Origin of the sequence: uncultured Cetobacterium sp. (genome assembly GCF_947038635.1) — a bacterium.
Taxonomy (GTDB): Bacteria; Fusobacteriota; Fusobacteriia; order Fusobacteriales; family Fusobacteriaceae; genus Cetobacterium_A.
This window is the reverse complement of the sequence record NZ_CAMQXC010000003.1, coordinates 19,853-31,867: the sequence shown is the minus strand read 5'-3', so window position 1 is coordinate 31,867 and position 12,015 is coordinate 19,853. Positions and strand designations below refer to the sequence as shown.

The window sequence follows — 12,015 nt, the reverse complement described above, 5'->3', positions numbered from 1 at the left end:
AATGTACAAATATGTAGTAAAGAGAATACTATTGTTAATACCTGTATTACTAGGAGTTTCATTCTTAGTATTTACAATAATGTCATTTACACCAGGAGATCCAGCTCAACTTATCCTAGGAGAAAGTGCTCCTAAAGAGGCCGTGGCACAATTAAGATTAGAAATGGGATTAAATGACCCTTTTATTGTTCAATATCTAAGATTTGTAAAAAATGCAGTAGTTGGAAATTTTGGACAATCTTATACAACAGGAAGAGAAGTGTTTGGAGAAATTTTTTCAAGATTTCCAAATACATTAATATTAGCAGTTTTAGGAATAATTATAGCTGTTTGCATTGGAATCCCACTAGGGATTATATCGGCAACAAGACAATATACATTAATTGATAGTGTTAGTATGATAGGAGCTTTATTAGGAGTATCAATGCCCGTTTTCTGGCTTGGATTAATGTTAATTTTAACATTCTCAGTTAATTTGAGATGGTTACCTTCTGGAGGATTTGATGGATTAAAAAGTTTGATACTTCCATCCGTAACCTTAGGAGTGGGATCAGCAGCCATAATTACTCGTATGACTCGTTCTTCTATGTTAGAGGTTATAAGACAAGATTATATAAGAACAGCAAGAGCTAAAGGAGTAGCAGAAAAAGTTGTTATAAATAAACATGCTTTAAAAAATGCTTTAATTCCAGTAATAACAGTAGTGGGATTACAATTTGGAGGACTTTTAGGTGGAGCGGTTTTAACAGAATCAGTTTACTCATGGCCAGGTGTAGGAAGAATGATGGTAGATGCCATTAGACAAAAAGACACGCCAACAGTTTTAGCATCAGTAATTTTCTTGGCAGTGACATTTAGTGTTGTAAATCTAGCAGTAGATATACTATATGCTTATGTTGATCCAAGAATAAAATCGCAATACAAATAAAGGGGTGAATAAAAGTGGCTACTATAAAAAATGAAAATGTGGGGAAAAAAAGAAGCCAATGGGCAGAATTATGGAAAAATCTAAAGAGAAATAAGATGGCCCTATTAGGTTTAATAATAATAACAATAATAGTTTTACTTGCAATATTTGCAGACCAAATTGCAAATTATGATCAAGTTGTAATTAAGCAAAATTTAAGAATGAGATTGAAACCACCTTCAGCACAACATTGGTTAGGAACTGATGAATTTGGAAGAGATATATTTGCTAGATTAGTTCACGGTGCTAGAGTATCTTTAAAAGTTGGTATATTAGCAGTAGGTATAGCAATAGCAATTGGAGGCTTCTTAGGAGCTGTAGCGGGATATTATGGTGGAAAATTAGATAATATAATAATGAGAATAATGGATATATTTTTAGCTGTACCGAGTATACTTCTTGCTATAGCTATCGTATCAGCATTAGGTCCTAATCTTTTAAATCTAATGATTGCAGTAAGTATATCATCTGTTCCAAGATATGCTAGAATAGTAAGAGCTTCGGTATTATCGATAAGAGATCAAGAGTTTATTGAAGCAGCAAGAGCAATTGGAGCAAATGATGCAAGAATAATATGTAGACATATTATTCCGAACTCGCTAGCACCAGTAATTGTACAAGGGACATTAGGTGTTGCAGGTGCCATATTATCAACGGCGGGATTAAGCTTTATTGGATTGGGAATTCAGCCCCCTGCTCCTGAATGGGGATCAATGTTATCTGGAGGAAGACAATATCTTAGATATGCATGGTGGGTAACAACATTCCCAGGTGTATCAATAATGATAACAATACTATCTTTAAATCTTTTAGGGGATGGTCTAAGAGATGCATTAGATCCAAGATTAAAACAATAATTACAGTGGGGAGATGGACGTAAATGGAAAAACTATTAAATATAAAAAATTTATCTATAAATTATGAAGCAAATGATGAAAAAGTTATGGCAGTAACAGATTTAGAGATAGAATTAGCAGAGGGAGAAACATTAGGATTAGTTGGAGAAACAGGTGCAGGTAAAACGACTACAGCGTTAGGAATAATGAGATTAGTTCCAAATCCACCTGGAAAAATTGTATCTGGTGAGATTAATTTTCAGGGAAGAAATTTATTGACTATTTCAGAAGAGGATATGAGAGCAATAAGAGGAAGACAAATAAGTATGATCTTCCAAGATCCGATGACATCTTTAAATCCAGTATTAACTGTAGGAGATCAAATTGCAGAAGTAATACAAATTCATGAAAAGTTATCAACAAAAGATGCTATGGAAAAAGCAAGTGAAATGCTAGAATTAGTTGGAATTCCAGGAAATAGATTAAATGATTATCCACATCAATTTTCTGGTGGAATGAAGCAAAGAGTTGTAATAGCTATAGCATTAGCGTGTAATCCAAAATTATTGATTGCAGATGAACCAACAACAGCTTTAGATGTAACAATCCAAGCTCAAGTTTTAGATTTAATGAACGATTTAAAAGAGAAATTAAGAACGTCAATGTTACTAATAACTCATGATTTAGGAGTAGTTGCACAAGTATGTGATAAGGTAGCAATAATGTATGCGGGAGAAATTATAGAATCTGGAACACTGTATGACATATTTGAAAAACCAAAGCATCCATATACACATGGACTATTTGATTCAATACCTAGTTTAGATGAAGATGTAACTAGATTAAAACCTATAAAAGGATTAATGCCAGATCCTACAGACTTACCATCTGGATGTAGATTCCATCCTAGATGTCCATATGCACAAGAGGAATGTTCAAAAAGAAGTCCAAGAACATCTATTGAGAATGGACATAAAGTAAAATGTTTGGCTTACGAAGGGGTAATAAATGTACCAGAGCTACAGGAGGGAAGAAATGGCAGATAAAATACTAGAGGTAAGAAACTTAAAAAAATATTTTAATACTCCAAAAGGACTTTTACATGCTGTAGATGGAGTTACTTTTTCAATAGAAAGAGGAAAAACTTTAGGAGTTGTTGGAGAATCAGGATGTGGAAAATCTACTACTGGAAGAGTAGTTTTAAGACTTCTTGAAGCAACTGATGGAGAAATAATTTTTGAAGGAAAAAATATAAGAGATTATGGAAAAGCAGAGATGGTTAAACTAAGAGAAGAGATGCAAATTATTTTCCAAGATCCATATGCTTCTTTAAATCCAAGAATGACTATAAGTGAAATAATAGCAGAACCATTAATAATTCATAAAAAATGTAAAAATAAAGAGGAGTTACAAGAGAAAGTAGCTAAGTTGATGGAAACAGTAGGACTTAGTGAAAGATTAACTAATACATATCCTCATGAATTAGATGGTGGAAGAAGACAAAGAATTGGTATAGCTAGAGCATTGGCATTAAATCCTAAATTTATAGTTTGTGATGAGCCGGTTTCAGCCTTAGATGTTTCTATTCAAGCGCAAGTATTAAACCTTATGAAAGATTTACAAGAGGAATTTGGTTTGACATATATGTTTATAACTCATGATTTATCAGTTGTAAAACATTTTTCTGATGATATAGCAGTAATGTACTTAGGAGAACTTGTAGAAAAAGCACCAGCAAAAGAGCTATTTAAAAATCCAGTACACCCATATACAAAGGCTTTATTATCAGCAATACCTATTCCAAGTATAAAACATAAGATGAGTAGAGAGAGATTAAAGGGAGAGATAACGTCACCAATTAATCCAGGAGTAGGATGTAGATTTAGAAAAAGATGTAGTATGGCAATTCCTGAATGTGGAAATTCAACACCAGTTTTAAGAGAGATATCACCAGGACATTTCTATGCATGTCATTTGATAGGAAAAGAAGAGAAAAAAATAGAAGAATAAAAAGGATAACTCTAAATTAGGCTAAATACTAATTTAGAGTTATTTTTATAAAGGAGGAATTTTATGGAAAAATTTAAAAGTAGAAAATATCATTTAACATCAAAATTAGTTTTATTAAAAGCAATTAATGATATTTATCCAGCATTTCAAGTAGTATTTAGAAACTCTTTAAATAATGGTGTCTATGTAACTATAAATGAAAAAAAATATATTACAGAAGAAGAGATAAAAAAAATAGAGAAGAGAATGAGTGAAATAGTAGCAGAAAAAAAAGTTATAAAAAAAATTCAATTTACTTCAGAGGAGATAACAGAAAAACATTTAGAAAATATTCGTGAGGATTTGAAAGAGCTTTTAGAAACTACAGGAATAATCTCTTTTTTCGTATATGAATTAGAAAATTATAGAACTTATTTTATAGAAGAATTATATGAAAATACGGAATATGTAGATTTATTTGAAATATATCCATATGATGAGGGATTTATATTTAAAACACCAAAAGAGATAAATGGAGTTATTCAAATTCCACCAATGATTGATGATCGAAAATTAGCTAAAGTATATAAAGAAAGTTCTAAGTGGAATGATATAATGGAAGTATCATGTGTTGGAAGTTTAAACAGGATTAATCTACAAGGAGATATAATAGAATTAATTAGAGTTAATGAAACTCTTCATGATAAAAAAATAACTAATATAACTGAAAAGATATTAGAGGATAGAGAGATAAAAATAGTTACGATAGCTGGTCCAAGTTCATCAGGAAAAACAACTTTTAGTAATCGGTTAAAATTACATTTAATGGCATCTGAAATAAGGCCATTAATGATATCTTTAGATGATTATTACGTAAATCGAGATCAAATCCCTATTGATGAAAATGGAAAAAAGGATTTTGAGACAATAAAAGCCCTTGATATAGAACTTTTAAATAAAAATTTGAGAGATTTAATGCTTGAAAGAGAAGTAGAGATTCCAAAATATGATTTTACAAGTGGTCAAAGAAAAGAAAAAGGGGAAATAGTAAAAATATCAAAAAATACAATTATAATTTTAGAGGGAATACATGGTTTAAATAATAGTTTAATTGAGGGAATTTCTCAAAGTCATATTTTTAAAATTTATATCAGTTGTTTAACTCAATTGAATATAGATGCTCATAATAGAATAAAAACTAGTATTGTAAGAAAAATGAGAAGAATAGTTAGAGACAGTATTTCAAGAAATTTTGATGCAGAAGAAACTTTAGAGATGTGGAGTAGAGTTAGAAAAGGTGAAAGCAAAAATATATTCCCATACCAAGAAAATGCGGATGTTATATTTGATACGAGTTTAGCCTATGAAATAGGTGTCTTAAAACCAGCTGTGGAGAGAGAGTTAATTAAAATAAAGATGGGGAGTCCACACTATGATGAGGCTAGAAAACTTTTAAGATTATTAAGTTATTTTACAACAATTTCAGATAGATACGTACCAGATGAATCTATATTAAAAGAGTTCATAGGTGGAAGTTATTTTTATAATTATTAAATAAATTATTAGGAGAGCGATGAGGCTCTCCTAAGTTTAATTATTTTTAGAATAATAGATAATTTTATCAATAATAGATAGAGCTTTTTTATGTTCTAAAACATTATGAACACGAATTATTTTTGCTCCGTTAAGGATACCTAATGTGTTAACAGCAATAGTTCCTTCGACTCTATCGTTAGGATTAAGATTTAAATCTTTTCCTATGAAACCTTTTTTTGAAACACCTAATAAAATAGGAGCAATAAAAGTAAGCTCTTTTAAACGATTTAAAACCTCAATATTTTCATTATAACCTTTTCCAAATCCAATTCCAGGATCGATTATAATTTTATTTGGATTAAGTCCATTTTTTTCTGCAATTTCAAAAGTTTTTTTAAAGAATTTTTTCATAGAAAGAATAATATCCTCTTCATAAATTTTTGAATTTTGATTATGCATAGCAATAACAACACAGTTATATTTTGCGGCAATTTGAGCCATTTCACCATTGTCTTTTTGAAGACCCCAAACATCGTTGATGATGTGAGCACCGGCCTCAATTGCTGCTTTAGCAACTTCTGCTCTGTAAGTATCAATAGATATAATACAATCTAACTCTTTTGATATTTTTTTAATAATTGGAATAACTCTATTTATTTCAGTTGTTAAATCAACCTCTTCATGTCCAGGTCGAGTTGATTGTCCACCTATATCAATTATATGAGCTCCTTGAGCAACTAAAGTTTTGGCATGTTCAAAAGCTAAGTCAATAGAATTAAATTTTCCACCATCAGAAAATGAATCAGGAGTAACATTTAAAATACCCATAATTAGAGTTTCTTTATTTAAAATAAAAGTTTTACCTCGAGATGAAAAAATCATAATAACCTCCTATAAAGATTTATCAAGTATTCTTTTTAATGTTGAAATATATTTGTTTTCTAAAGGATGAATAACATTTGGAGCAATTTCATTTAATGGATCTAGAACAAATGAACGTTCACACATCCAAGGATGAGGAATAGCTAAATTTTCTTCTTCAACAATTAGATTGTTAAAAAGTAAGATATCTATATCAATAACTCTAGGACCCCACTTTATCTCACGTACTCTTCCCATTTTAACTTCAATCTCAAGAAGCTTTTCTAAAAGCTCTTCTGGAGTAAAAAGAGTTTCAATTTTAAGGCAAGCATTTAAAAAGTTATCTTGTATAACGTCACCAAAAGGTTCAGTTTCTAAGAAACTACTAACTTTAGTTACTTGAGTATTTTCAAGGTTTGATATATGAGAGATAGCAGTATCTAAATTAAATTTTAAATTTCCAATATTTGTACCTATAGAAAGGTATGAAATATTTCTAGAACGTGAAATTTCAACTGCGACATAATCAAAATGTTTTTTAATAGGAGCCCAAGGTTTTTTTATTTTAACTGTAACATTTTTAATAAGAGAATACTTTATAAGAATCTCTTTAGCGATTGCTTCAGCAAGAGCTTCAATTAAGTCAAATGATTTTGAAAAGAAGACTCTTTCTACATCATCAGAAACTAAACCATAGTGCGTAGAGTGATTTAAATCATCATTAACACCAGCTTTTCTGGTACACGTTTCCATTTCAATAGAAATAATAAATTTTTGTTGTAAAAATTTTTCTTCAGCAAAAACTCCATGATTTCCTATAAATTCTAAATTTTTAATATATATTTTATCCATTAAATTCTCCCTCTAATTTTTAACTAAAGTTAAAAATTCTGTTTTTAAACTATTATTAGTGTTGAAAATACCTTTTGAAGATGTTGTAGTAACTTTAGTACCAATAGATTTTACTCCTCTCATAGTCATACACATATGTTCAGCTTCCATTAAAATATATACTCCTTGACACTCAAGTCCTTTATAGATTGTTTCAGCAATTTCTTCACAAAGTCTTTCTTGTAGCTGTGGTCTTTTAGAATAAGCTTCAATAACTTTTATAATATCTCCAAAACCAACAATTTTATTATTAGGAATATAACCAATAGAAATTTTACCAAAAAAAGGTAAAAAATGATGTTCGCACATAGAATAAAAAGAAATATTTTTTTCAATGACTAAATCATTATTTTGTATTGGAAATGTTCTTTTTAAAAAGTCATAAGGATTTAAATGAAGACCTGAAAAAATTTCTTTATAAAAAGTTTCAATTCGTTCAGGTGTATTTTCAATAACTTCATCAGAGATTAAGTTATTGTCGCTGTTTATTTCAAGAATTATATTTTTAATATGTGTTTTTAAATTCATTAAATCACCTCGAAAGTTTGATATAAATTAATTATATCATAGAATAGTAAAGGTAAAAAACTTAAAGTTTTGTAAAGAAAAAATGCTTGACAAAAAATATAAATATGGATATAATATGTTGGTGATATTATGGAATTGAATGAGATGTTAGAAGTCTCTATTCTGCTTGACTATTATAGAAATCTTTTAAGTGATAGACAAAAAGAATATTTGTTAGAGCACTTCGAGGAAGACCTGTCTCTTACAGAGATTGGAAAGAAGTATAATGTAAGTAGACAAGCTGTCTATGATAACATAAGAAGAGGAATAAAAATTTTGAGAGATTATGAAGAAAAGATAGGATTTCATAAAAGAGATTTAGAATTACTATCGCAGTTAAAAGAGCTGAAAAAAGATTTCACAATTAAAAAACTGGATGAAATAATCGAAAAAAACTTTTAGTAGGGGTGGCCATGTTAGAAAATTTAGGAAATAGATTCCAAGACATAATGAAAAAAGTAAGAGGTCATGGAAAACTAAGCGAAAGTAATATAAAAGAGGCTTTACGTGAAGTTAGAATGTCTTTACTAGAGGCCGATGTAAACTACAAAGTTGTTAAAGATTTTGTTGCAAAGATTCAAGAGAAAGCTATTGGAGCTGAAGTTTTAACTGGAATTAATCCAGGGCAACAATTTATAAAAATAGTAAATGATGAGTTGGTAGAGTTATTAGGTGGTACAAACTCTAGACTTACAAAAAGTGCTAAAAATCCTACAGTAGTAATGCTTGCAGGACTTCAAGGTGCTGGAAAAACAACTTTTGCAGGTAAGTTAGCAAAATACTTAAAAAAACAAGGTGAAAAGCCATACTTAATAGGAGCAGATATTTATAGACCTGCTGCTATGAAGCAGTTAGAGGTTTTAGCACAACAAGTTGGTGTTGATGTTTACTTTGAACTTGGAAGTAATGATGCTGTTGGAATTTGTGAAAGAGGTTTAGAAAAAGCAAAAGAGGCTGGAGCAACATATTTAATTATAGATACTGCCGGAAGATTACATATAGATGAAAAATTAATGGAAGAGTTAAAAGAGGTTAAAAAAGTTGTAAGACCTCAAGAAATTCTGTTGGTAGTTGATGCAATGATAGGACAAGATGCAGTTAATCTTGCTCAATCATTTAATAATGCATTAAGTATTGATGGAGTTGTGCTTACAAAATTTGATGGAGATACTAGAGGTGGAGCAGCACTATCTGTTAAATCTGTAGTAGGAAAGCCTATTAAGTTTGTTGGAACTGGAGAAAAAATTGATGACTTAGAGTTATTCCATCCTGAAAGATTAGCTTCAAGAATTCTTGGAATGGGAGATGTAGTTTCTTTAGTTGAGAAAGCACAAGAAGCAATTGGTGAAGAGGATGCTAAGTCTCTTGAGGAGAAAATTAGAACTCAAAAGTTTGATTTAGATGATTTCTTAAAACAATTACAAAATATAAAAAAATTAGGTTCTCTAGGAAACATATTAAAAATGATTCCTGGTATGGGACAAATTGGAGATTTAGCACCAGCTGAAAAAGAGATGAAAAAAGTTGAGGCTATTATTCAGTCAATGACTAGAGAGGAAAGAAAAAAACCTGAAATACTAAAAGCTAGTCGTAAGTTAAGAATTGCAAAAGGTAGTGGAACAGAAGTTGCTGATATAAATAAACTACTGAAACAATTTGAACAGATGAGAGAAATGATGAAAATGTTCTCAACTGGAAAGTTCCCACAACTTCCTGGAATGGGTGGAAGAAAAGGTGGAATGAAGTTTCCATTTTAAATAGAGAAAAATAGAGGCAATACCAAAAATAAAAAAATAGAAATATAAAAGGAGAAGTGATTTTAGATGTTAAAATTAAGATTAACTAGAATGGGAAGCAAAAAGAGACCTGTATACAGAATAGCTGCAATGGAAGCTTTATCAAGAAGAGATGGAAAGGCAGTAGCTTACTTAGGAAACTACTATCCATTAGAAGAAGGAAAAGTAACTCTTAAAGAAGAGGAAATTGTAAAATTCCTTATGAACGGAGCACAACCTACAAGAACAGTTAAGTCATTATTAGACAAAGCTGGAGTTTGGGCAAAGTTCGAAGCTGCAAAGAAAAACTAATTGTAAGAATTTAGGTGCCTGTAAAGGCACCTTTTTTTCTGTTTGTGTTAGACATTGATTATTAAAATGTGGTATAATACAAGGTAAATTCAACTATGAAAAGGAGATGGATTAATGGATACACTCTTTAATAGAATTGCAAAAGAAATGGGATTAAAAGTTGAGCAAGTTACAAATACAATAAAACTTTTGGACGAGGGGTCAACAGTACCATTTATAGCAAGATATAGAAAAGAAGTTACTGAAAATTTAGATGAAACAAATATTTTAAAAATATCAGAGTTAATAACTTACTTAAGAAACTTAGAAATAAGAAAAGAAGAGGTTATTAGATTAATTGAAGAGCAAGGAAAATTAACAGATGAGTTAAAAAATCAAATACTTTTAGCTGAAAAGCTTCAAATGGTAGAAGACTTATATTTTCCTTATAAGAAAAAAAGAAAAACAAAAGCGGACGTAGCAAAAGAGCAAGGATTAGAGCCATTAGCTGAAAAAATCTATCAATTAAAAACTTTAGCTGAACTTGAGAAGGAAAGTTTAGCATTTGTAAATGAAGAAGTAGAGAATGTAGAAAAAGCTATTGAAGGAGCAAAATTAATTGTAGCTCAAAATCTTTCAGAGACATTAGAGTACAGAGAAAGATTAAGAGAGGATATGCTGAAAAAAGCTATTATAATTGCTAAGAAAAGTAAAAAAGCAGAAGAGCTTGATACAAAACAGATATATAAAGATTACTATGAATATACTGAACCTGTAAAAAAAGCTTTATCTCACAGAATTTTAGCTTTAAATAGAGGAGAAAATGAGGGAGTATTAACAATTTCTTTAAATTTTGAAGAAAAAGATAGAGAGAGTGTAGAAAGATATTTATTAAAAGATTTTAAAAATAAAGAGTTAAACTTTTTACACAAAGAAATTATAGTTGATGCTTTAGATAGATTGATTTTACCTTCTATTGAAAGAGAAGTTAGAAATATTCTAACAGAAAAAGCAGAAGATGAGGCTATTGTAGTATTTAAAGAGAATTTAAAAAATCTTTTAATGCAACCGCCACTTAATGAAAAAAATATATTAGCTTTGGATCCTGGCTATAGAACAGGATGTAAAGTGGCAGTTATAGATAAAAATGGATTTTTTAGAGAAAATACAGTGTTTTATTTAGTAAAAGAAATGCATCATGAGAATCAATTAAAAGATGCTGAAAGAAAAATGAAGGATTTCATAAAAAAATATAACATAGATATAATTGTTATTGGAAATGGAACTGCTTCGAGAGAGACAGAAAGTTTTGTAGCTAAAGTTTTAAAAACTGTAGATAGTGATGTAAAATATCTAATTGGAAATGAAGCGGGAGCATCAATCTATTCAGCTTCTAAAATTGCAGTTGAAGAATTTCCTGATTTAGATGTAACAGTTAGAGGTGCTATTTCAATTGGAAGAAGAATTCAAGATCCTTTAGCAGAGTTAGTTAAGATTGATCCAAAATCTATAGGAGTAGGAATGTATCAACATGATGTTAATCAAAAAAGATTAGACCAATCTCTTACAGAAGTTATAGAGTTAGTGGTAAATAATGTTGGAGTAAATGTAAATACAGCTTCTTGGGCATTACTTTCATATGTTTCTGGAATTAAGAAGAGTGTTGCAAAAAATATTGTAGATTATAGAAAAGAGAATGGAAACTTTAAGAATAGAAAAGAGTTATTAAAAGTTAAGGGCTTAGGAGCTAAAGCTTATGAGCAAATGGCTGGTTTCTTAATTATTCTTGATGGGGAAAATACTTTAGATAATACAATAATACATCCAGAATCTTATAAAATTGCTGAAGAAATATTAGCATCTGTTAATCTTTCTTTAAAAGAATATGGTGGAGATTTAGTTAAAGCTAAAGAAGTTTTAGAAGGATTTGACTATAAAACATTTGCTCAAAAAAATAACTATGGATATGAAACAGTAAAAGATATATATGAAGCACTGGTTAAAGAAAGAAGAGATCCAAGAGATAGTATCCAAAAACCATTATTAAAATCAGATATCTTAAATATAGATAATCTTCAACCAGGTATGGAGTTAGAGGGTACAGTAAGAAATGTAATTAAGTTTGGTGCTTTTATAGATATAGGATTGAAAAATGATGCATTACTTCACATCTCAGAAATATCAGATAAATTTATAGATGATCCAAGTAAAGTTCTTTCAGTTGGTCAAATAATAAAAGTTAAAATAAAAGATATAGATAGAGAGAGGGAAAGAGTAGGCTTAACTAAAAAGGGGCTTTAAA

Annotated in this window: 12 protein-coding genes; 9 read left to right on the top strand and 3 right to left on the bottom strand. The window is 29.8% G+C overall.

Going from position 1 to position 12,015, the window contains the following annotated elements:
- The first annotated feature begins 1 nt into the window (after position 1).
- From nikB to Q0V08_RS00720, 5 genes are all read left to right on the top strand, one after another.
- Positions 2–928 carry a nickel ABC transporter permease gene (gene nikB, locus Q0V08_RS00740; RefSeq protein ID WP_297431192.1) on the top strand — a complete coding sequence of 309 codons (927 nt, stop codon included), beginning with the start codon at positions 2–4 and terminating at the stop codon, positions 926–928.
- A gap of 14 nt (positions 929–942) precedes the next feature.
- A complete protein-coding gene (nikC, locus tag Q0V08_RS00735; protein ID WP_297431190.1) occupies positions 943–1,824 on the top strand; it encodes a nickel transporter permease in 882 nt (293 codons plus the stop codon).
- A 23-nt stretch (positions 1,825–1,847) separates the two neighbouring features.
- Complete coding sequence (locus Q0V08_RS00730) at positions 1,848–2,849, top strand: ABC transporter ATP-binding protein (protein ID WP_297431188.1); 1,002 nt, start codon at positions 1,848–1,850, stop codon at positions 2,847–2,849.
- Positions 2,839–3,813 carry an oligopeptide/dipeptide ABC transporter ATP-binding protein gene (locus Q0V08_RS00725; RefSeq protein WP_297431186.1) on the top strand — a complete coding sequence of 325 codons (975 nt, stop codon included), beginning with the start codon at positions 2,839–2,841 and terminating at the stop codon, positions 3,811–3,813. The genes Q0V08_RS00730 and Q0V08_RS00725 overlap by 11 nt, the downstream gene beginning before the upstream one ends.
- 63 nt (positions 3,814–3,876) lie before the next feature.
- Positions 3,877–5,346 carry a nucleoside kinase gene (locus Q0V08_RS00720; RefSeq protein ID WP_297431184.1) on the top strand — a complete coding sequence of 490 codons (1,470 nt, stop codon included), beginning with the start codon at positions 3,877–3,879 and terminating at the stop codon, positions 5,344–5,346.
- Positions 5,347–5,382: 36 nt separating this feature from the next.
- On the opposite strand, the gene folP is transcribed toward Q0V08_RS00720, so the two are convergent.
- The 3 genes from folP to folE are packed head-to-tail and all read right to left on the bottom strand — an operon-like array spanning position 5,383 to position 7,608.
- Positions 5,383–6,210: a dihydropteroate synthase gene (gene folP / locus Q0V08_RS00715; protein ID WP_297431181.1), complete on the bottom strand. Its 828-nt coding sequence runs from the start codon at positions 6,208–6,210 to the stop codon at positions 5,383–5,385.
- A 9-nt stretch (positions 6,211–6,219) separates the two neighbouring features.
- Positions 6,220–7,041: a 2-amino-4-hydroxy-6-hydroxymethyldihydropteridine diphosphokinase gene (folK, locus tag Q0V08_RS00710; RefSeq protein WP_297431179.1), complete on the bottom strand. Its 822-nt coding sequence runs from the start codon at positions 7,039–7,041 to the stop codon at positions 6,220–6,222.
- 12 nt (positions 7,042–7,053) lie between these two features.
- Positions 7,054–7,608, bottom strand: coding sequence for a GTP cyclohydrolase I FolE (folE, locus tag Q0V08_RS00705; RefSeq protein ID WP_297431177.1), 555 nt, complete (start codon positions 7,606–7,608; stop codon positions 7,054–7,056).
- Positions 7,609–7,737: 129 nt separating this feature from the next.
- On the opposite strand from folE, the gene ylxM reads away from it, so the two are divergent.
- The 4 genes from ylxM to Q0V08_RS00685 all read left to right on the top strand — a co-directional run bounded on the left by ylxM (position 7,738) and on the right by Q0V08_RS00685 (position 12,014).
- The gene (ylxM, locus tag Q0V08_RS00700; protein ID WP_023051403.1) at positions 7,738–8,049 is read left to right on the top strand and encodes a YlxM family DNA-binding protein; all 312 of its coding nucleotides are present in this window, start codon (positions 7,738–7,740) and stop codon (positions 8,047–8,049) included.
- An 11-nt stretch (positions 8,050–8,060) separates the two neighbouring features.
- Positions 8,061–9,404, top strand: coding sequence for a signal recognition particle protein (gene ffh, locus Q0V08_RS00695; RefSeq protein ID WP_297431175.1), 1,344 nt, complete (start codon positions 8,061–8,063; stop codon positions 9,402–9,404).
- A gap of 66 nt (positions 9,405–9,470) precedes the next feature.
- Positions 9,471–9,734 carry a 30S ribosomal protein S16 gene (gene rpsP, locus Q0V08_RS00690; protein ID WP_023051405.1) on the top strand — a complete coding sequence of 88 codons (264 nt, stop codon included), beginning with the start codon at positions 9,471–9,473 and terminating at the stop codon, positions 9,732–9,734.
- Positions 9,735–9,848: 114 nt separating this feature from the next.
- The gene (locus Q0V08_RS00685; RefSeq protein ID WP_297431173.1) at positions 9,849–12,014 is read left to right on the top strand and encodes a Tex family protein; all 2,166 of its coding nucleotides are present in this window, start codon (positions 9,849–9,851) and stop codon (positions 12,012–12,014) included.
- Position 12,015 lies beyond the last annotated feature (1 nt).

Bases quoted from the DNA above. Each gene is read 5' to 3' on its own strand.
- nikB (WP_297431192.1), top strand. From the start codon at position 2: ATGTACAAATATGTAGTAAAGAGAATACTATTGTTAATACCTGTATTA.
- Q0V08_RS00730 (WP_297431188.1), top strand. From the start codon at position 1,848: ATGGAAAAACTATTAAATATAAAAAATTTATCTATAAATTATGAAGCA.
- Q0V08_RS00725 (WP_297431186.1), top strand. From the start codon at position 2,839: ATGGCAGATAAAATACTAGAGGTAAGAAACTTAAAAAAATATTTTAAT.
- Q0V08_RS00720 (WP_297431184.1), top strand. From the start codon at position 3,877: ATGGAAAAATTTAAAAGTAGAAAATATCATTTAACATCAAAATTAGTT.
- folP (WP_297431181.1), bottom strand. From the start codon at position 6,210: ATGATTTTTTCATCTCGAGGTAAAACTTTTATTTTAAATAAAGAAACT.
- folK (WP_297431179.1), bottom strand. From the start codon at position 7,041: ATGGATAAAATATATATTAAAAATTTAGAATTTATAGGAAATCATGGA.
- folE (WP_297431177.1), bottom strand. From the start codon at position 7,608: ATGAATTTAAAAACACATATTAAAAATATAATTCTTGAAATAAACAGC.
- ylxM (WP_023051403.1), top strand. From the start codon at position 7,738: ATGGAATTGAATGAGATGTTAGAAGTCTCTATTCTGCTTGACTATTAT.
- ffh (WP_297431175.1), top strand. From the start codon at position 8,061: ATGTTAGAAAATTTAGGAAATAGATTCCAAGACATAATGAAAAAAGTA.
- rpsP (WP_023051405.1), top strand. From the start codon at position 9,471: ATGTTAAAATTAAGATTAACTAGAATGGGAAGCAAAAAGAGACCTGTA.
- Q0V08_RS00685 (WP_297431173.1), top strand. From the start codon at position 9,849: ATGGATACACTCTTTAATAGAATTGCAAAAGAAATGGGATTAAAAGTT.